The sequence below is a fragment of the Saccharopolyspora gloriosae genome (assembly GCF_014203325.1).
GTDB classification, from domain to species: domain Bacteria; phylum Actinomycetota; class Actinomycetes; order Mycobacteriales; family Pseudonocardiaceae; genus Saccharopolyspora_C; species Saccharopolyspora_C gloriosae.
Genome location: NZ_JACHIV010000001.1, coordinates 2,061,871 through 2,080,523, shown reverse-complemented (window position 1 = coordinate 2,080,523; position 18,653 = coordinate 2,061,871). Strand labels below are relative to the sequence as shown.

The window sequence follows — 18,653 nt, the reverse complement described above, 5'->3', positions numbered from 1 at the left end:
CGCAAGGAGACGCCCATGCGGCTCATCGAGCACTTCCAGCACGGCCTGGACTCCCCGATCTGCCTCACCTGGGAACTGACCTACGCCTGCAACCTGTCCTGCGTGCACTGCCTGTCCGCCTCCGGGCGCCGCGATCCGCGCGAGCTGTCCACCGCCGAGTGCAAGGCGGTCATCGACGAGTTCCAACGCATGCAGGTGTTCTACGTGAACATCGGCGGCGGTGAACCGACCGTGCGCTCCGATTTCTGGGAGCTCGTGGAGTACGCCGTCGACCACCAGGTGGGCGTCAAGTTCTCCACCAACGGCGTGCGGCTGACCCCGGAGCGGGCGCGCTGGCTCGCGGGCACCGACTACGTCGACGTGCAGCTGTCCCTGGACGGGGCGACCGCCGAGGTCAACGACCGGGTGCGGGGCGCGGGCTCCTACGACACGGCGTTGACCGCGATGGCGAACCTGCGCGACGCCGGGTTCCGCGACTTCAAGATCAGTGTCGTGCTGACCAGGGAGAACGTCGGGCAGCTGGACCGGTTCAAGGAGATCGCCGACGAGTACGGCGCGCAGCTGCGCATCACCCGCCTGCGGCCCTCCGGTCGCGGCGCCGACGTGTGGGACGAGCTGCACCCGACCGCCGAGCAGCAGCGGGAGATCTACGACTGGCTCGTCGCGCACGGCGAGGGAGTGCTCACCGGCGACTCGTTCTTCCACCTCAACGCGCTGGGCTCCACCCCGCTGCCGGGGCTGAACCTCTGCGGCGCGGGGCGCGTCGTGTGCCTCATCGACCCCGTCGGCGACGTGTACGCGTGCCCGTTCGCGATCCACGACGAGTTCCTCGCGGGGAACGTGCGCGATGACGGCGGATTCGGCTCCGTGTGGCGGGAATCGGAGTTGTTCGCGCGGCTGCGGGAACCGCAGACCGGCGGCGCCTGCACCTCGTGCTCGGCCTACGACGCCTGCCAAGGCGGGTGCATGGCCGCGAAGTTCTTCACCGGGCTGCCGCTGGACGGGCCGGACCCGGAATGCGTGCTCGGCAACGGGGAACGCGCGCTCGCCGGGGTCGCAACGAGCATCCCCAAGCCGGACAAGGACCATTCGCACCGCGGCAGGCGGAAGAAGCAGCCGGTGACCGTCGGCATCGGCTGGGGTCCGCCGGAGCCCGAGGCGATCCCGGACCGGGCGTGCGACACCAGCCCGCTCGCCGGATTCCGGCCGTAGATGGGCGAGCCCAGGGTCGCCGTCGTCACCGGAGCCGCGCGCGGCATCGGGGCCGCCGTGGTGCGCCGGCTCGCCGGGAGCGGCTGGCGGGTGGTGGCGGTCGACCGGTGCGCCGACGACCCCCGCGTCGACTATCCGCTGGGGACGGTCGAGCAGCTTTCCGCGCTCGCCGCGGAATTCCCCGGTTCCGTCGTCGACGTCGCCGCCGACGTGCAGGACCTCGACGCGGTGCGCGACGTCGTCGCACTGGCGGAGCAACGGTTCGGCGGACTGGACGCGGCGGTCGGCGCGGCGGCGCTGATGGCGGGCGGGACACCGTTCTGGGAAGCCGAGGACCGCGAGTGGGACGCGCTGTTCTCCGTCGGCGTGGACGGCGTCGCCCACCTCGCCAAGGCCGCGGTGCCCGCGCTGCTGCGGCGGCCCGCACCGCGCTCCGGCCGGTTCGTGGCGCTGGCCTCCGCCGCCGCGCACACCGGGCTGTGGCGGCTGACCTCCTACAACGCCGCGAAGCACGCCGTGGTCGGGCTGATCCGCGGCCTGGCGACCGACCTGCGCGGCACCGGGATCTGCGCCACCGCCGTGTCTCCGGGCTCCACGCGCACCGACATGCTCGACGCCACCGGCGCGCTCTACGAACTGTCCGATGTGGACGAATTCGCGCGGCACCAGCTGACGGAGCGCCTGCTGGAACCGGACGAGGTCGCGGCCGTGGTGGCGTTCCTGTGCTCTCCGGAGTCATCGGCGATCACCGGAACCGTGGTGCACGCCGACGGCGGTTTCACCGCATGACCGCCCCGGTGCCCGCGGGTACCCGGCTGGTAGCGGACTCCTCGCTGCGGCGGACCGGCGACGGCAGGGTGCTGCTCGGCGGGTCTCCCGTGCGGTTGCTGCGCGTCGGGGAGACCGCGGCCCGGCTGATCGACCAGTGGCTCGACGGGGAACCCGTGCGTTCCGGTGGGGCCCTGGCGCGGCGGCTGATCGAGGCCGGGCTGGCGCACCCGGAGCCACCGCCCGGCACGCTCGGGCCCGCCGACGTGACCGCTGTGATCCCGGTGAAGGACGACCCGGCCGGGCTCGCCGCGCTGCTGGCCGCGACCGAGGAGCTGCCGAGCCGAATCGTCGTCGACGACGGTTCCACACCCCCCGTCCCCGAAGCCGCCCTGCGGCACCGAGCTCCGCGGGGTCCGGCCGCCGCCCGCAACGCCGGGTGGCGGCGGGCCACCACGGAGCTCGTCGCGTTCCTCGACGCCGACGCGCTACCGGAACCAGGGTGGCTCGACCCGCTGCTGCGCCACTTCGCCGACCCGGCCGTGCGGGCGGTCGCGCCCCGCGTCCGCGGCGCCAGGACCGGCGGCCGGATCGCGGCCTACGAAGCGGACCGCTGCGGCCTCGACCTGGGGACGACGGCAGCGGCCGTGCGGCCCATGAGCCGGGTGAGCTACGTGCCCAGCGCCGCCCTCGTGGTGCGCCGAGACAGCCTCGACGACGTGGGCGGGTTCGACGAGGCGCTGCGGTTCGGCGAGGACGTCGACCTGGTGTGGCGCCTGCTCGCGGACGGCGGATCCGTGCGGTACGCGCCGGAGTCGGTGGTGCGGCACCGGGCGCGGCCCCGGCTGCGGGCGTGGCTGCGCCAGCGCTTCGACTACGGCGGCTCCGCGGCACCGCTGTCCCGCCGCCATCCCGGCTCGCTCAGCTGCGCCCGGCTCTCGGCGTGGAGCGCCGCGTCGTGGACGGCCCTCGCCGCCGGGCGCCCGGTGCTGTCCGCCGCGTTGGCGGTGGCCGGGGCGAGCGCGCTGCCGCGCAAGCTGCGGGCGCACGGAGTGCCGGACTGGGAGTCGTGGCGGCTGGCCGCGCTCGCGCACCTCGGCGCGGGCCGGTTGCTGGCCGAGGCGGTGCGCCGCGACTGGTGGCCGCTGCTGGCGCTGCCCGCCCTGGTGAACAGGCGGGCCCGGCTCGTCCTGCTCGCGGCCCTGCTGCCGTGCCTGCTGGACGCGCTGCGCGGTCCCCGACCGACGCCGTCCTGGCTCGCACTGCGAGTGCTCGACGACCTCGCCTACGGGGCCGGGGTCTGGGCGGGCTGCGCACGGCACCGCACCCCGGCGGCCCTGCTGCCGCGACTCACCGGAGGATCAGCGCGATGAGCGAGCACCTGGGGGCGATGCGCTGGCCGGAACTCGCCGCGCACGCCCCGACGCTGGCGATCCCGCTGGGCGCCACCGAACAGCACGGCCCGCACCTGCCGCTGCGCACCGACACCGCCATCGCCGAGGAGCTGTGCGCCCGCCTCGCCCGTCGAGTCGCGGACGTCGTCGTGGCACCCGCCGTGCCCTACGGCGCCAGCGGGGAGCACGCGGAGTTCCCGGGCACCCTGTCGATCGGCCACGAGGCGCTGCGGCTGCTGCTGGTGGAGCTGGTGCGCTCCGCCGACCACTTCGCGGGCGTGGTCCTGGTCAACGGCCACGGCGGCAACCTGCCCACCGCGCACCGGGCCGCCGCGCTGCTGCGCTCCGAGGGCAGGCGGGTGCTCGTGTGGTCACCGGACGCCCCGGCTGACGACAGCCACGCCGGGCGCACCGAGACCTCCGCGATGCTGCACCTGCACCCGGGCGAGGTCGCCGCGGACGTCGCCGCGGCCGGGAACACCGCGCCGCTGCCCGAGCTGATGGACCGCCTCCGCTCCGGGGGCGTGCGCCCGGTCAGCCCCAACGGCGTCCTGGGCGACCCGACGACGGCCGACGCGACGGCCGGTGACGCGATCCTGCACCGCTGGGCCGATTCCCTCACCCGCGCGGTAGCGGAGTGGCGCGGCGAGACCCCAAACCTCACCGGGTGACCTCCACCTACCAGGAGCCCCCTGGCAACGGCCCGAACCCCCGAGTCGATCGACCAGTCCCCGAGATCTCGGTGCCGTCCCCACACCACCTGATGCGAACCTTGTTCATGCCCCGCAATTTCGCGAGAAATTGAAGCGTCCCCGCGTGTCGGACACCCCGCTCCGACAACCTTCTGCACTGATCAGGAGCGTGCGAGGGCGGGGTTCACCTCGTTCGAGTGGTTGGATTTCTCGCGAAATCGCGGCAGAACGGCCCCGTGCCGGAAAGGCGGTCGGGGCCGTTCGCCGGAGGCGGTTGCGAGGTCACCGTTGGGTCGGGACCGCCTGTCCGCCGGGGTTCGCCGGAGGTCCGCCGCGGACGAAGCGGTGGCGCGCGTCGGCGATGGTGCGGGACTCGGTCCACATGGTGTGCAGGAACGCCGGCCGGACTTTCCGGGCGCGGACGGACGCGCGAACTGACATTCGGTGACCCCCAAGGAATTCGGATTGGCACGACCCCGCGCCCGTCCGGACCCCAGGCGAGCGCCCCACCCGGGTGCCCCACCGCCGTCCGGCGCAAACCGGCGCCGCGCAGGTCATCCGGCGGCTCGCCGCGCCAGGTCTTCGATCTCGTCGTGGCAGCGCCCGATCCAGTGCTCGTGCTCCGGTTTCAGCAGCACGCTGCGCAAGATCCGGGCGCCCGGCGCGTCCTCCCGGACCGGGTGCCCGCGCGCCCGCAGCTCCGCCGCGGAGACTTCGAGCGCGGCCAGGTAGGCGCCGCCGCCCCGCATCCCCTCGTGCAGCATCCACGTCGTCCGCTGATCCACGGTGGACATGTCGGGGGCTTCGGGCAGGACCGCGACGATGTCCAGCTCCGGGCGCTGGTAGGCCGACAGCACCGGCGACTCGGCCAGCAGCTCGGTCCAGCGCAGGGCGGCCCGCCGACCTGCCCGCAGCACCCGCCCGAGCCCGTCCGGAGTCGGCGGTAGCAGCCGGAACGTCAGCCACAGCGCCGCCGCCGGAGCTCCGGAACGGGAGCACTCCAGCGAGATCTCCCCCAGGTGCGGCTCCGCCGACGTGTAATACGTGGCCGGTGAATCGTGCCGGTAGAACCGCGCCACCGACCGGTCCGCGAACAGCACCGCCCCGCACCCGTAGGGCTGCAGGCCGTGCTTGTGCGGGTCGACGACCACCGAGTCGCACTCGGCTAGCGCCCGGAACGGCGCGGACGCGACCCCGTCCGGCGCGTCGTCGGCGATCAGGGCGAAGAATCCGCCGCAGGCCGCGTCGACGTGGATCCGGAACCCGTGGCGCCGCCGCAGTTCCAGCACCTCGTCGATCTGGTCCACCGCACCCAGCGAGGTCGTTCCGGCCGTGAGCACCACCGTGCCGATGTCCTCCCGCCCCAGCAGCACCTCCAGCTCCGCCAGGTCCATCCGCCCCAGCCGGTCCACCGGGACCGGCACCGACCGCACGCCGAGCAGGTGGCAGTTGCGGGCGTGCGAGTAATGCGCGTGCGCGCTGTGCGCGATCGCCGAACCGGGACGCGTTTCCCGTGCCACGAAAAGACCTTCGAGGTTCGCGACGGTCCCGCTGGTGGTGAGGTGGCCGAGCGCGTCCGGCATCCCCAGCATCGCCGCCAGCCGCGCCACCGCCTCCCGCTCCAGCGCGGTCGTGGACGGTCCGCCGTCGAGCGCGTGGTTGTTCGGGTTCAGCAGCATCGTCGCCAGGTAGCCCGCCACCGCCGCCGGGTGCGGCGGCTTGATCAGCTGCCCCAGGTAGCGGGGGTGGTGGAACGGGTAGGTGTCGCGCAACCGGCCGAGCAGCTCCTCGAAGGCCACCGCGAAATCGGCGTCGGAGACCACCGCGTCCGGATGCGGTTCGACCTCGCCGAAACCGCGCTGCCACCCCGAGATCTCGTCGACCGCCCGCCCTGCCCACGCTCGCAGATCCATGCCCGCCCCCTCTCCGCCACCATGGTCCGCGTTCGGCCGCGTTCGGCACGGCGACGCGGATTTCCGGAGATCAGCGGCAAATCAGGGCCGATAGTCCTCTGGGCACGCTCCGCTGCTTGGGGTCTACTCGTTGGCAGGTCGGGTCGTTCGCCGAATGGGGGGCACCTACCTTCTGGAAGAGAACTGGAGAAGCGCGGCAGTCCGGAAAGGACACCGGGCACCCACGGGCCGGTGCGGAACGCGCCGGTTTCGCCGACATGGGGCGAGTGAACCAACTCGTTCGGCGGACGTGATGCATCCGGGGTCGCGACCCGGAATCGAGTTTTCCCGGCACCTGCCGGGGGAACATCACAGGAGAACGCTCTTCTCTGGGGAAATCGGCAATGCGGAAAGGTGCATGGCGATGAGCAGCATCAAGAGCGTGTTCGTGTACGTGAACAACCGTCGTCGCAAGCACGGCTGGGGCTGGGGCTGGGGCCACGGCTGGGGCTGGGGCCACGGCTGGGGCTGGGGTCACGGCTGGGGCTGGGGCCACCACCACTGGGGCCACAAGAAGTAGCGGCACGGCTCATTTCCGGATGACGCCCGCACCTTCCGGGGTGCGGGCGTCACTCCCGTCAGCAACAGGGGGTACGACGTGCGGGGACCGATACGGTGGTTGTTCGATCCACCGGCCGCCGAGGAGGCGGGGTTGGTGGAGACCGCGCCATCGATCGGGGTCCGGGAGATCTTCCGGCGGTTCTGGCCCGATGCGCGGCCGTTCCGCTGGTACATGGCGCTGAGCCTCGCGCTGGTGCTGGTGTCGCCGCTGCTGGACGCGGCGGCGATCTGGATGTTCAAGGTCCTCATCGACCAGGTCCTCACGCCGCGGGACTTCTCGCTGTTCCCGTGGGTGGCCCTTGCTTACGCCGTCATCACGATCGTCAACGGGGCCGTCGGTTTCGGCGAGAGCTACGTGACGGTGTGGATCGGTGAGCACTTCCTGAACCGATTGCGAATCCGGGTGTTCACCCACCTGCACACGTTGTCGGTGGACTTCTTCGACCGGCGCAGGCTCGGCGACACGCTGAGCAGGCTCACCACCGACGTGGCCTCGATCGAGGCCCTGGTGCTGTCGGGCATCACCCAGACCGTGGCCTCGCTGATCAAGATCGTGCTGTTCGCCGGCGTGCTGTTCTACCTCGACTGGCGGCTGGCCGTCGTGGCGCTGCTGGTGGTGCCGCTGTTCCTGTTCGTCGCGCGGTTCTTCGCGCAGCGCATCAAATCCGCGTCCCGCGAGGTCGCCGGGCGCACCGGTTCCATCAGCACGGTGGCGGAGGAGAGCCTCGGCAACGCACCGCTGATCCAGGCCTACGGGCGCGAGTCCGCGGAGGTGGGCCGGTTCTCCCGGCAGAGCCGGTCGAGCCTGTCGGCGGAGCTGTCCGCGGCCCGCATCGGCGGCCTGTTCGAGCCGCTGGTGGACCTGCTGGAGGTCATGGCCATCATGGCCATCGTCGGCGTCGGCATCTGGGAGTTGTCGGCGGGCCGGATCACGCTCGGCGGGCTGCTGGCGTTCCTCGTGTACCTCTCGCAGCTCTACCAGCCGGTGAGCAACCTCGGGCAGCTCTCGAACGTGGTGTTCGGCGCGGCGGCCAGCGCGGAACGCATCCTGGAGCTGTTCAACCAGCGCCCGCACGTCCCGGCTCCGCGCGAGCCGAAGCCGCTCACGCGGGTGGACGGCGCGATCCGGCTCGACCAGGTCGGTTTCCACTACCCCGACACCGTCGACGAGGTCCTCACCGACGTGAACCTCACCGCGGCCCCCGGGGAACGCGTCGCCATCGTCGGCGCCAGCGGCGCGGGGAAGTCGACGTTGACGAAGCTGCTGCTGCGGTTCTACGACCCGGACCGGGGCAGCATCACGCTCGACGGCGCGGACCTGCGCGAGCTGGACCCGAAGGAGCTCCGCTCCAAGATCGCCATCGTGCTGCAGGAGACGCTGCTGCTCGACGGCACCATCGAGGAGAACATCCTCGCGGGCAAGCCCGATGCGGACCGCGCCGAACTCGTCGATGCCGCCGTCGCCGCCGACGCCCACGACTTCATCGACGCGCTGCCCGAGGGCTACTCGACCCGCGTCGGGCAGCGCGGCCGGTTGCTCTCCGGCGGGCAGCGCCAGCGCATCGCCATCGCCCGCGCGATGATCCGCGACGCGCCGATCCTGCTGCTCGACGAGCCGACCGCGAGCCTGGACGCCGAGGCCGGGCAGCGGATCCTCGGCCCGCTCAACCGGTTGATGGCGGGGCGCACGACCATCGTCATCTCGCACAACCTGCTGACGGTGACCGACGCCGACAAGATCCTCTACCTGGACCACGGCCGGGTCACCGGCATCGGCACGCATTCGGAGCTGTTGGAGGGCAACAACGGCTACGCGCACCTGTACCACCTGCACCACCCGTCGACGGAGCTCGTCGACGGCGCCCCGGCGCAGCGCAACGGTGAAGCGCGGGAGCGCACGTGATCACCGTCGTCGAACAACAACCGGGCGGCCCGCGCCGTCCCCGTCCAGGAGGTGCCCATGAAGATCACGTGTGTCGGCGCAGGACCGGCCGGGCTGTACTTCGCGATCTCCGCGAAGCTGCGCGACGCCGGACACGACATCACCGTCATCGAACGTGATCCGCCCGGAGCCACCTACGGGTGGGGCGTCGTCTACTGGGACAACCTGCTGGACCCCCTCTACGCCAACGACGCCGAGAGCGCGCAGCAGATCCGTTCGGCCTCCACGCTGTGGCAGGAGCAGCAGATCGTGCTGGGCGGCAGCGATGTCGGTTTCCTCGGCGGCTACGGCTTCAGCGTGAACCGGTCCACGCTGCTGGACGTGCTCGCCGAACGCGCCACAGACCTGGGCGTGAACATCCGCTACGAGCACGGCGTGGACGACCTCTCCGAGCTCGCCGACAGCGACCTGATCATCGGCTCGGACGGGGCGAACAGCAAGGTTCGCTCGCTGCACGAGGCGGAGTTCGGCACCCGCGTGGAGACCGGCAACAATCCGTACATCTGGCTGGGCACGGACATGGTGTTCGACCGGTTCACGTTCGCCTTCGAGCAGACCTCGGCGGGCTGGATCTGGTTCCACGCCTACCCGTCCAGCGCCGGCATCAGCACCTGCATCGTGGAGTGCACCGAGCAGACCTGGAAGGCGCTGGGCTTCGACTCCCGCGACAACGAGGACACGGTGCGGCTGCTGGAGAAGATCTTCGCCGCCCCGCTGGACGGGCATTCGCTGATCAGCCAGTCCCGCGGGCAACCCGCGCGCTGGCAGCGGTTCACCCAGGTGCTCAACCGGACCTGGTTGCACGACAACGTGATGCTGCTCGGCGACGCCGCGCACACCACGCACTTCACCATCGGCTCCGGCACCCGGCTGGCGATCATGGACGCGGTGATCCTGGCGCAGAAGCTGCACGACCACGAGCACCTGGACACCGCGCTGCGCGACTTCGACCAGCAGGGCCGAGCCGCGCTGCGACCGCTGCAAGCGGCCGGGCGCACCAGCATGGCGTGGTTCGAACGCGCGGACCGCTACCTTGACCGCAACGCCGCCGACGTGGCCTACGCGATGGCCGCCCGGCACGGCTACCAGCCGCCGTGGCAGTACCGGGTGCACCAGGCGTCGCAGGTCTCCGCCGTCCGCAAAGGCCTGCGCTGGTACGACAACGGCCAGCGCTGGTACCTGGCGTGCCGCCGAGGCGAAGCCCTCGGCAGCCGCGCGGACAAGGCCACGACCCGCTGAGCGGTTGAAGTGAACGGACCGTTCGCCCAATCCCCTTGGACGAACGGTCCGTTCACTCCGGCTCCGGCACCGTCAGCCGCCGAAGTGATCAGCCTTGACGGCGGCTAAGAAGTCCTCCCACCGCGCGGCGTCAACGGTGAGATGCCCGGCGCCACGATCCTTCGTGTCCCGGACAGCCGCCCCTGCGTCGCGGTGACCGATCTCGACGCAGTTGTCGGTATTGACGCTGCGGCTGGACTTCCGCCATCCCCGCACCTGCTCGCACATCCCGTTTCCTCCTACTCGTCGAGGATCTCGGCGATGAGCCGGGAAGACTCGTCCTGGCCCGACGTCCATCGACCGGCCCCGGTTTCTCAACCGCCGAAGCGATCAGCCTTGACGGCGGCTAGAAAGTCCTCCCACCGCGCGGCACCAGCGGTGATGAACCCGGCACCACGATCCTTCGAGTCCCGGACGGCGGCACCTGCCCCGGCACGCCCCACCTCTACGCAGTTGTCGTTCGGGTTGGAACGACTCGGTTCGCGCCAGTAGCTCGGCGACATCTGCACGGCTCTCCCTCTTGGTCTCGGTCGCTCCTGACGCAAGCAGTGCCAGTGACCCACCTGGCGCCACCGCCGTCGCACTCAGCTTCGCCCAGCTCGTCACGATAAGCCTCCACATCGGCTTTCTCGTACAAGACGGTAAGACCTCAGAAGTGTTCGAGGTGCACGGTAGGCGCGGCCTTCTCGAACCCGGCAAGCACTCGGACGGGCGAGGTCGAGGACGAGCGGAACCTTCCCCACCGCTCGTCCTCCCGGAGCCGTTGCCTCCGAGCTCCGGTCGGGCCGTGCCGCCGACGATGCCCACTCCATCGGGCGAACCGGCGAACGGGTGCGGTGGTGATCATCGGGGCGGGTGTGCTGCCACGACGGGGTGCGGCGCTTCGCAGACCACGGTGTGGGAGCGGTTGACCAGCACGATCTTGCGTCCTAGCGTCAGCCGTCGTGCGCAGATCGACTTCCAGTGCCGGTGTTCCCGGTGGGCCGGGCCTGTCCCGGCGGACCCTGCTGACCGCTTTCGGCGTGGGAGCGCTGGGGCTGGGCGCCGCCGGGTGCGGCTCGAACACCGGGCGGGGCGGCTCCGCGCCGGGCTCGTTGCAGCAGTGGTACCACGCCTACGGCGAGGACGGCGTGCACGACGCCGTGCTGCGCTACGCCGCCGAATACCCGCGCGGCGAGGTCTCGGTGCAGTGGAATCCGGGCGATTACGATTCGAAGATCGTCACGGCGTTGCAGAACAGCGCGGTGCCGGACGTGTTCGAGGCGCAGGTCAAGGTCGACTGGGTGCGGCAGGGCCAGGTCGTGCCGCTGGACGACCTGATCGCCGACGTGCGCGCCGACTTCCCCGCACAAGTGCTGGAGACGGCGACCGTCGAAGGGCGGCTCTACGGGATTCCGCAGGCCGTCGACACCCAGGTGCTGTTCTACCGCAAGAGCAGGCTCGCGGCGGCGGGCGTGCGCCCGCCCCGGACGGTCGACGAGCTGATCGACGCCGCGAGGCGGCTGAACTCCCCCAACGGCAAGGGACTCTTCGTCGGCAACGACGGCGGCGTCGGCGTGCTCGGCGGACCGCTGCTGTGGTCGGCGGGCCTGGACTACCTCAGCTCCGACCAGCGCCGCACCGGCTTCGACGATCCGCGCGCGGCGACTGCCTTCGGCAAGCTCGCCGAGCTCAACGACAGCGGCGGGCTGCTGCTGGGAGCACCCGCGGACTGGTCCGATCCGAGCGCGTTCATCGACGGGCTCGTCGCGATGCAGTGGACCGGGCTGTGGAACATCCCGAAGGTCGCCGCCGCGCTGGGCGACGACTTCGGCGTGCTGCCGTTCCCCCGCCTCGACGCCCACGGCGCCCCGTCGGTGCCGATCGGCGCCTACGGCGCGATGGTCAACGCGAAGAGCGCGAACGTGAGTGCCGCCAAGGACTTCCTGCGCTGGCTCTGGATCGAGCGCACCGACCACCAGACCGAGTTCGCCACCGGGTTCGGCTTCCACATCCCCGCCCGCACCAGCCTCACCGACCAGGCCGCGAACCTGCGCTCCGGACCCGCCGCCGACGCCGTGCGGTTCACCCGCGAGCACGCCCACCTCGTCGGCGGCCCGCTGTGGAGCTCGGCGGCGAACTCGGCGCTGTCCGACGCGCTGTTCCGCATCGCCCGCCAAGGCGCCGACCCGGTGGCGCAGACCCGCGAGGTCGTCGCCGCCTCGGACGCCGAGCTGAAGCGCCTGCACGGGTGAGCACGCGCCCCCGCCGCGACGCCCGTGACTTCTGGCTGTTCGTCGGACCACTGCTGCTCGGGCTGATCGTGTTCTCGTACGTGCCGATCGGCTGGAGCCTGTACCTGAGCTTCTTCGACGCCCGCAACACCGTCACCCCCGAGGTGTTCGTCGGCGTCGGGAACTACACCGCGATGCTCACCAACGAGGCGTTCCTGTCCAGCCTCGTCACGTTCAGCGCGTTCGCCGTCGCCATCGTGCCGCTGACCTACGTGGCCGCGCTCGCCCTGGCGCTCGCCGTGGACCGGGTGAAGTTCGCGAAGGCGTTCTTCCGGTCGGTGTTCTTCCTGCCGTTCGCCTGCTCCTACGTGGTGGCCGCGCTGATCTGGAAGACGTCGCTGTTCTCCGGGGTGAACTACGGGCTGGTCAACAGCGTGCTCGGCGCGTTCGGGATCGACCCGGTCGCGTGGACGGGCACCGCCGACCCGCCGCTGTACTGGATCGTGCTGATCACCGCGCGGCTGTGGCTGCAACTGGGCTTCTACATGCTGCTGTTCATCGCGGCGCTGCAACGCATCCCCGACCGGCTCTACGAAGCCGCGTGGCTCGACGGGGCGAAACCGGGCTGGCAGGTGTTCCGGTACATCACGCTGCCGCAGCTGCGCGGAACCAGCGTCGCCGTCCTGCTGCTGTTGCTGATCAACGCGTTCCAGGCGTTCGACGAGTTCTACAACATCCTCGGCGACGCCCGCGGCTACCCGCCGTACGGCCGGCCGCCGCTGGTGTACCTGTACTACACCGCGCTCGGCTCCGGCGGCCAAGACCTCGGTCGCGGCAGCGCGGGAGCGGTGATCCTGTCCGTGCTGATCGCGGTGGTGACGCTGGTGCAGGGCAAGGTGCTCGGATTCGGCAAGGGGCGCGACCGGTGAGCCGCGCCGGGGCGGTGCTGCGGTGGGCGGCGCTGGTGGTCGCGGCGGCGCTGTTCCTGCTGCCGTTCTACCTGCTGATCCGCAACGGGCTCGCAACCCGCGAGGAGATCACCTCACCGCAGTGGACGTTCCTGCCCGCCGAGCTGCACTGGGAGAACGTCTCGGCGCTGTTCGCAGGCACCGAGGTGCCGTTCGCGCGCAGCCTGCTCAACTCGGCGGTCGTGGCCGTGCTGCAGACCGCGGGCGAGCTGCTGCTGTGCTCGGCCGCCGGATACGGGCTCGCGCGGATCCCGTACCGGCATTCCGGCAAGGCGCTCGGCGTGGTCGTGGCGACGCTGCTGGTGCCGACCTCGGTGACGTTCGTGCCGAGCTTCGTGCTCGTCTCCAGCCTCGGCTGGCTCTCCGACCTGCGCGGACTCGTCGTGCCCGGACTGTTCAGCGCGCTGAACACGGTGCTGTTCCGGCAGTTCTTCCTGGACTTCCCCGGCGAACTGGAGGACGCGGGCCGCATCGACGGGCTCGGGCGCTGGGGCGTGTTCCGGCGCATCGTGCTGCCGAACTCCACCGGGTTCCTCGCCGCCATCGCGGCGATCACGTTCATCGGGAGCTGGAACTCGTTCCTGTGGCCGCTGGTCATCGCTCAGGACTCCTCGTCGTGGACGGTGCAGGTGGCGCTGTCCGGGCTGCTCACCGCGCAGAACCCGCAGCTGAACCTGCTGTTCGCGGCGGCGGCGATCTCCATCCTGCCGATCGTGCTGCTGTTCGTCGGCCTGCAGCGGTACCTGGTGCGCGGCGTGACGGAGACCGGCGTCAACGGGTGACTCTTCGCTGGTAACGGCCCTGTTGCCGCGGTTTCACGGCTCCGACACGAGCCGGGCCGAGACTGGAGTTCTCCGGTCGCACGGGCCGATCGCTCGGTCCGGAGCCCGGACGTCGCACGAGGAAGGAGCCGAACCGTGCTGCACGCCCTGGGCGCTCTCGCCGTCGTCACCGCGGCCATCGCCGGTTTCTGCGCCGGATACCGCTTCGACGCCCACCGCACGTCGGCGCCGACGCTTTCGGAGTGAACGGACCGTTCGTCCAATCCCGTTGGACCAACGGTCCGTTCACCCCACATCAGCACCCGCCGCGCAAGATCCACAACACCCACCGTCGAACCCACGGCACGTTGAGTGAACGGACCGTTCGCCCAATCCCCTTGGACCAACGGTCCGTTCACTCCGAATCCCTCGACCTGCCGCAGCGCATCACAAGATCCACAACGCTCGCCACGCCTCTCGTTGCCGAGTGAACGGACCGTTCGCCCAATCCCCTTGGACCAACGGTCCGTTCACCCCACAACGGCACCCGCCGCGCAAGATCCACAGCGCCCACCGTCGAACCCACGGCACGAGTGAACGGACCGTTCGACCAATGTCGTTGGTCGAACGGTCCGTTCACTCGCTCAGATCGGCGCGGTTCGCATGCTGGAGGTGGGCTTGGTCGGAGTGAACGGACCGTTCGTCCCATCTCGTTGGACGAACGGTCCGTTCACTTCGCATCGGGTGCGCACGGGCCGACGAGCCTCGGCAGGCAGTTGATCTTGAGGGCGCGCCGATCATCCCGGCGCGGATGGCTCAGGTGTCGAGCAGGCCCGCGTCGTGGGCGAGGATGGCCGCTTGGACGCGGTTCGTGCAGTCCAGCTTCGCGAGCAGCCGGCTCAGGTGGGCCTTCACCGTGCCGACCGCCATGTGCAGGTGCTGCGCGATCTCCGCGTTCGACGACCCGGCGCCGACCTGCCGCAGCACATCGGTCTCCGCTTCGGTGAGCGCGGCGAGCCGCCGCCGGGCCGGTTCGGCGGCGTCCGGCGAGAGCAGGTGGCGTTCGATGAGGCTCCGGGTGATCTGCGGCGCGAGGATCGGTTCGCCGTCGGAGACTTGGCGCACCGCCCGGATCAACTCGGCGGGCCCGGTGTCCTTGAGCAGGAAACCGCCCGCCCCGGCACGCAGCGCCCGAGCGACGTTGCGATCGTCGCCGAACGCGGTGAGCACGATGCTGCGGGTGCGCGGCGCCTCCCGCGCGATCCCCGCCACGGCGGTGATGCCGTCGCCACCGGGCATCTGCACGTCCAGCAGGGCCACGTCGATCTCCTGGTTGCGGCAGGCGTGCAGCGCGGCGGGCCCGTCGGCGGCCTCCGCGACCACTTCGACGTCGTCGGCGTTGTCCAGGATCAGCCGGATGCCGGTGCGCATCAAGGCCTCGTCGTCCGCGATGAGCACCCTGATCATGGACGTCATCGTAACGTCACCCGTAGAAGGCGGCGGCCACCAGGACCGCCACCGCCAGCAACATCAGCAGCCCCAGGAACACCAGCAGGCATCCGGCGCCGACGGCGCGCGGCAACGTCAGCACGTCGGCGTCGAGCACCGGCGGCGGCTCCCGCACCGGCCCGGTGTCCTGCCGCGGCGCGGACACCGGTGGCCGCGCGGGCAATTCCGCCGTGAGCGCGAACCCGCCGCCCGGTGCGGCGGCACCCGCGAGCGCACCGCCGAGCATCCTGGCGCGTTCCTCCAACCCGGCGAGGCCGCTGCGCAGTCCGGGCGCGTGCCGGTTCGCGCCCTCGCCCGGACCGTTCTCGACGCGGACCTGGATCGGGTCCGACGCGGTCACCTCGACCACGGTGGACGCTCCCGGCGCGTGCTTGTGCGCGTTGGTGAGCCCTTCCCGCACGATGCGGTGCACGGCGTGCCGAGTCCGCGGGTCCGCTTCGTCGAGGTCCGCGCCGCGCCAGTCCAGCGACACGGGCAGCCCCGCGGCCCGCGACTCCGCGACGAGGTGTTCGACGTCGCCGCGACGGCCGCTGCGCTCGTCGAGCGCGTGGTGCGGCTCGTCCGTTCCGGACCGCAGGACGCCGAGGATCTCGCGGAGTTCGGTGAGCGCCTCCCCCGCGGTGGTGCGCACGAACGTCGCCTGGTCGCCGAGCTTCGGCGTCTCCTTCGCCGCGGACAGCTCCAACGCCCCGGCGTGCAACGACAGCAGCGAGAGCCGGTGGCCGAGCATGTCGTGCATCTCGCCCGCGATGCTCGTCCGCTCCGCGGAACGGGCCTGCTCGGCGGTGAGGTGGCGGGCCTGCTCCAGGTAGTCGTTGCGCTCCCGCAGCAGTCGCACCAGCGGCTGCCGCTCCCCGAGCAGGGCCCCCGCGATCATCGGCAGCACCAGCTCGACCGCGAGCACCGTCACGTGCAGCCCGGCCAGCTCGCCCGGCGTCGCGGCGGGGGATTCGACCAGCGTCGAGAGCACCGCCCGCGCCACGACCGCGAACAGCACCGCGGACCACAGCCGCCGGTCCCACCGCACCCGCCTGGCCGCGGTGAACGCGACGATCATCGACGCGATCAACCCGGCGATCACGGCACCACCCGTGACCAGCAGGGGACTCATCACCAGCGCGCCGACCGGCCACCTCCTGCGCGCGAGCACGAGCACGGCGGCGAACAGCGCGCTGAGCAGGGTGACGGGCAGCGGCGGCGGATCGAACCGCACCACGGCCGCGCTGAACGGCCCGTCCGCCAGCAGCAGCACGAAGCACACCGACTCCAGCACCACCGTGCGGCGGGGCGCGGCGCGCACGGCGGCGCGGATCTCGTCCGCCTCAGCGGCCACAGCGGACGGAATCCGCGCGAATTTCTCCCAGAGCACAACGACATTCTTGCCGCACCCCGCCTGGACCGGTAGCACCGGGCGGCCAGTGATCCGTGGCCGATCGGCCACCGGTCGTGGCCGGTCGGCGGCAGAGCGGACCGGGCCCGCGCCACTAGCGTCGATCAGGACCGTTCGACGTGAGGATTCAGATGCTTCAAGAGCAGCAGCCGCCGACCACCCCGATGGAAGCCGTTCCGTACCACCTGTTGCAGCGCACCTCCCGGCACCGCTGGTGGCGCCCCCTGCTCGGGTTCGTGCTGCTCCCGGTGCTGGCCGGCGCCTTCGCGCTCGTGGTGGCCGGGGCGCTGATCGGGCTGGCCGCGTTGAACGGCGTCGAGATGGACGACTTCGGGTTCACCGACCCGACCTGGGAGTACGGGGCGATGATGCTGTCGGTCGCCGCGCTGCTGCCCGCGGTGCTGGTCACGGCTCGCTGGGTGCACGGCCGCCCGGTCGGCAAATTGTCCAGTGTGGACGGACGGTTGCGGTGGCGGTGGATGTGGCGCTGCGCGGGGTGGGCGCTGCTCGGGTACGCCGCCGTCCTCGCGTTCGACCTGGCGCGCGGCTCGACACCGGACCTGGCCGGGTGGCCCGGCTGGCCGCACTACCTGCTGCTCGCGCTGATCACGCTGGCGGTGGTGCCGTTCCAAGCCGCCGCCGAGGAGTACCTGTGCCGCGGATTCCTGCTGCAGGGCTTCGCTTCCTGGCTGCGCACCCCGTGGCCGGGCGCGGTGCTCGCGGCGCTGCTGTTCGTGGTCCTGCACGAGTACGACGACCCGCTGGTGATCGCCGACCTGTTCGTGACCGCGATGGCGATGAGCTGGCTGACGATCCGCACCGGTGGTTTGGAGGCCGCCATCGCGCTGCACGTGGTGAACAACGTCAGCGCCGTGCTGCTGGATTCGACGCAGGGCGTGCCGGGACTGGAGCAGGCGGGCGACTTCTCAGCATGGCAGGTGCTGCCGATCACGATCCTGACGGTGCTCTACACCTGGTGGATCGATCGCCTCTTCCGCCGCTCCGGCCTCTCCCGCACCTTCCGGCGAGCCGAATCCGCGGAGTGAACGGACCGTTCGTCCAATCCCGTTGGGCAAACGGTCCGTTCACTCCTTCCGGAGCGGCGCGAACACCGCCGCTGGAGCCTCGGGGGTTCGAGTGAACGGACCGTTCGTCCGATCTGGTTGGACGAACGGTCCGTTCACTCGGCCGGATTCGACGGGTCAGGAGAACTGGATGCCACCGTCGATCATCACGGACTGGCCGGTCATGTAGTCGGAGTCGGGCGAGGCGAGGTAGGAGACGAACTTCGCCACGTCCTCGGGCACCGACACCCGGCCGAGGTGGATCAGCTCGGAGTACTTGTCGATCGCCGCGCCCTTGCGCAGGCCCTCGTTCTCCGCGAGCTTCTCATCGATGTGGTCCCACATCGCGGTGCCCACGATGCCGGGGCAGTAGGCGTTGACGGTGATGCCGTGCTGCGCCCACTCCATCGCCGCCGCCTGGGTGAGCCCCCGCACCGCCCACTTCGACGCCGAGTACGGCCCCAGCAGCGGGAAGGGGCGGTACCCGACGATCGAACACGCACCGATGATCTTGCCGCCACCGCCTTGGGCGATCATCCGCTTGGCGGCGGCGGTGTAGCACAGGTGCACGCCGCGCAGGTTGATCGACATCAGGTGGTCGAACTCGTCCGGAGTGACCTCCAGCAGCGGTTTGACGTGCGCGATCCCGGCGTTCGCGATCATCACGTCCAGCTTGCCGAGGTCCGTCGCGACCTGCTCGACCATCTCGTCCACGGCCACCGGGTCGGACACGTCGGCGAGCACCGTCGTGGCCCGGTGCCCGGCGGACTCGATCTCGGCGGCGACGGCCCGCAGCGCCTCCGCGTTCGACGGGATGTCGTTGACCGCGACGTCCAGCCCGTCGGCGGCGAGCCGCAGCGCGATGCTCCGGCCGATTCCTTGCCCTGCTCCGGTGACCAGCGCTACCCGCGGCGTCGTTGCCGATGCGGCCATGAGGTGCCCTCCCGTT

The 18,653-nt window shown here is 71.2% G+C and carries 17 protein-coding genes; 11 read left to right on the top strand and 6 right to left on the bottom strand.

The window, feature by feature from the left end; genetic code table 11:
• Window positions 1-15: 15 nt before the first annotated feature.
• The 4 genes from mftC to mftE are packed head-to-tail and all read left to right on the top strand — an operon-like array spanning window position 16 to window position 4,045.
• A complete protein-coding gene (gene mftC / locus BJ969_RS09455) occupies window positions 16-1,212 on the top strand; it encodes a mycofactocin radical SAM maturase (RefSeq protein WP_184478526.1) in 1,197 nt (398 codons plus the stop codon).
• Window positions 1,213-2,001 carry a mycofactocin-coupled SDR family oxidoreductase gene (locus BJ969_RS09450; RefSeq protein ID WP_184478524.1) on the top strand — a complete coding sequence of 263 codons (789 nt, stop codon included), beginning with the start codon at window positions 1,213-1,215 and terminating at the stop codon, window positions 1,999-2,001. It begins immediately after the preceding gene.
• On the top strand, window positions 1,998-3,353 hold the full coding sequence (gene mftF / locus BJ969_RS09445) for a mycofactocin biosynthesis glycosyltransferase MftF (protein WP_221315761.1): 1,356 nt from the start codon (window positions 1,998-2,000) through the stop codon (window positions 3,351-3,353). Before BJ969_RS09450 ends, mftF begins: the two co-directional genes overlap by 4 nt.
• Entirely contained in the window at window positions 3,350-4,045 is a 696-nt protein-coding gene (mftE, locus tag BJ969_RS09440) for a mycofactocin biosynthesis peptidyl-dipeptidase MftE (protein ID WP_184478522.1), read from the top strand. The genes mftF and mftE overlap by 4 nt, the downstream gene beginning before the upstream one ends.
• Window positions 4,046-4,620: 575 nt before the next feature.
• Here mftE and BJ969_RS09435 read toward each other — a convergent pair.
• On the bottom strand, window positions 4,621-5,979 hold the full coding sequence (locus BJ969_RS09435; protein ID WP_184478520.1) for a pyridoxal phosphate-dependent decarboxylase family protein: 1,359 nt from the start codon (window positions 5,977-5,979) through the stop codon (window positions 4,621-4,623).
• A 403-nt stretch (window positions 5,980-6,382) separates the two neighbouring features.
• Between BJ969_RS09435 and BJ969_RS09430 the strand changes: the two genes are divergently transcribed.
• The 3 genes from BJ969_RS09430 to BJ969_RS09420 all read left to right on the top strand — a co-directional run bounded on the left by BJ969_RS09430 (window position 6,383) and on the right by BJ969_RS09420 (window position 9,760).
• A complete protein-coding gene (locus BJ969_RS09430; protein WP_184478518.1) occupies window positions 6,383-6,538 on the top strand; it encodes a hypothetical protein in 156 nt (51 codons plus the stop codon).
• Window positions 6,539-6,673: 135 nt separating this feature from the next.
• Window positions 6,674-8,482 carry an ABC transporter ATP-binding protein gene (locus BJ969_RS09425; RefSeq protein WP_343071312.1) on the top strand — a complete coding sequence of 603 codons (1,809 nt, stop codon included), beginning with the start codon at window positions 6,674-6,676 and terminating at the stop codon, window positions 8,480-8,482.
• 57 nt (window positions 8,483-8,539) lie between these two features.
• Window positions 8,540-9,760 carry an FAD-dependent monooxygenase gene (locus BJ969_RS09420; RefSeq protein WP_184478514.1) on the top strand — a complete coding sequence of 407 codons (1,221 nt, stop codon included), beginning with the start codon at window positions 8,540-8,542 and terminating at the stop codon, window positions 9,758-9,760.
• Between the two features lie 72 nt (window positions 9,761-9,832).
• Here the strand turns inward: BJ969_RS09420 and BJ969_RS09415 are convergent, their stop codons facing one another.
• The gene (locus BJ969_RS09415; protein ID WP_184478512.1) at window positions 9,833-10,027 is read right to left on the bottom strand and encodes a DUF397 domain-containing protein; all 195 of its coding nucleotides are present in this window, start codon (window positions 10,025-10,027) and stop codon (window positions 9,833-9,835) included.
• 86 nt (window positions 10,028-10,113) lie between these two features.
• Window positions 10,114-10,302, bottom strand: a complete 189-nt coding sequence (locus tag BJ969_RS09410) for a DUF397 domain-containing protein (RefSeq protein ID WP_184485055.1) — start codon at window positions 10,300-10,302, stop codon at window positions 10,114-10,116.
• 528 nt (window positions 10,303-10,830) lie between these two features.
• Between BJ969_RS09410 and BJ969_RS09405 the strand changes: the two genes are divergently transcribed.
• From BJ969_RS09405 to BJ969_RS09395, 3 genes are read left to right on the top strand one after another with little or no spacing between them, the layout of a single operon-like run.
• Complete coding sequence (locus tag BJ969_RS09405; RefSeq protein WP_425503601.1) at window positions 10,831-12,033, top strand: ABC transporter substrate-binding protein; 1,203 nt, start codon at window positions 10,831-10,833, stop codon at window positions 12,031-12,033.
• Window positions 12,030-12,941, top strand: a complete 912-nt coding sequence (locus BJ969_RS09400) for an ABC transporter permease subunit (protein WP_184478510.1) — start codon at window positions 12,030-12,032, stop codon at window positions 12,939-12,941. The genes BJ969_RS09405 and BJ969_RS09400 overlap by 4 nt, the downstream gene beginning before the upstream one ends.
• Complete coding sequence (locus tag BJ969_RS09395; RefSeq protein ID WP_343071311.1) at window positions 12,938-13,762, top strand: carbohydrate ABC transporter permease; 825 nt, start codon at window positions 12,938-12,940, stop codon at window positions 13,760-13,762. Before BJ969_RS09400 ends, BJ969_RS09395 begins: the two co-directional genes overlap by 4 nt.
• A gap of 795 nt (window positions 13,763-14,557) precedes the next feature.
• On the opposite strand, the gene BJ969_RS09390 is transcribed toward BJ969_RS09395, so the two are convergent.
• Together BJ969_RS09390 and BJ969_RS30060 are read right to left on the bottom strand one after the other, a co-directional pair.
• Entirely contained in the window at window positions 14,558-15,208 is a 651-nt protein-coding gene (locus tag BJ969_RS09390; RefSeq protein ID WP_184478508.1) for a response regulator, read from the bottom strand.
• Window positions 15,209-15,224: 16 nt separating this feature from the next.
• Entirely contained in the window at window positions 15,225-16,583 is a 1,359-nt protein-coding gene (locus BJ969_RS30060) for a histidine kinase (protein ID WP_184478506.1), read from the bottom strand.
• A gap of 188 nt (window positions 16,584-16,771) precedes the next feature.
• Between BJ969_RS30060 and BJ969_RS09380 the strand changes: the two genes are divergently transcribed.
• Window positions 16,772-17,686: a CPBP family intramembrane glutamic endopeptidase gene (locus BJ969_RS09380; protein ID WP_184478504.1), complete on the top strand. Its 915-nt coding sequence runs from the start codon at window positions 16,772-16,774 to the stop codon at window positions 17,684-17,686.
• A gap of 156 nt (window positions 17,687-17,842) precedes the next feature.
• On the opposite strand, the gene BJ969_RS09375 is transcribed toward BJ969_RS09380, so the two are convergent.
• Window positions 17,843-18,637 (bottom strand): acetoin reductase, encoded by a 795-nt coding sequence (locus BJ969_RS09375; RefSeq protein WP_184478502.1) that lies wholly within the window; start codon window positions 18,635-18,637, stop codon window positions 17,843-17,845.
• Window positions 18,638-18,653 lie beyond the last annotated feature (16 nt).

Bases quoted from the DNA above. Each gene is read 5' to 3' on its own strand.
- BJ969_RS09375 (WP_184478502.1), bottom strand. From the start codon at position 18,637: ATGGCCGCATCGGCAACGACGCCGCGGGTAGCGCTGGTCACCGGAGCA.
- BJ969_RS09435 (WP_184478520.1), bottom strand. From the start codon at position 5,979: ATGGATCTGCGAGCGTGGGCAGGGCGGGCGGTCGACGAGATCTCGGGG.
- BJ969_RS09410 (WP_184485055.1), bottom strand. From the start codon at position 10,302: ATGTCGCCGAGCTACTGGCGCGAACCGAGTCGTTCCAACCCGAACGAC.
- BJ969_RS09415 (WP_184478512.1), bottom strand. From the start codon at position 10,027: ATGTGCGAGCAGGTGCGGGGATGGCGGAAGTCCAGCCGCAGCGTCAAT.
- BJ969_RS09390 (WP_184478508.1), bottom strand. From the start codon at position 15,208: ATGATCAGGGTGCTCATCGCGGACGACGAGGCCTTGATGCGCACCGGC.
- BJ969_RS09380 (WP_184478504.1), top strand. From the start codon at position 16,772: ATGCTTCAAGAGCAGCAGCCGCCGACCACCCCGATGGAAGCCGTTCCG.
- BJ969_RS09430 (WP_184478518.1), top strand. From the start codon at position 6,383: ATGAGCAGCATCAAGAGCGTGTTCGTGTACGTGAACAACCGTCGTCGC.
- mftE (WP_184478522.1), top strand. From the start codon at position 3,350: ATGAGCGAGCACCTGGGGGCGATGCGCTGGCCGGAACTCGCCGCGCAC.
- mftC (WP_184478526.1), top strand. From the start codon at position 16: ATGCGGCTCATCGAGCACTTCCAGCACGGCCTGGACTCCCCGATCTGC.
- BJ969_RS09450 (WP_184478524.1), top strand. From the start codon at position 1,213: ATGGGCGAGCCCAGGGTCGCCGTCGTCACCGGAGCCGCGCGCGGCATC.
- mftF (WP_221315761.1), top strand. From the start codon at position 1,998: ATGACCGCCCCGGTGCCCGCGGGTACCCGGCTGGTAGCGGACTCCTCG.
- BJ969_RS09420 (WP_184478514.1), top strand. From the start codon at position 8,540: ATGAAGATCACGTGTGTCGGCGCAGGACCGGCCGGGCTGTACTTCGCG.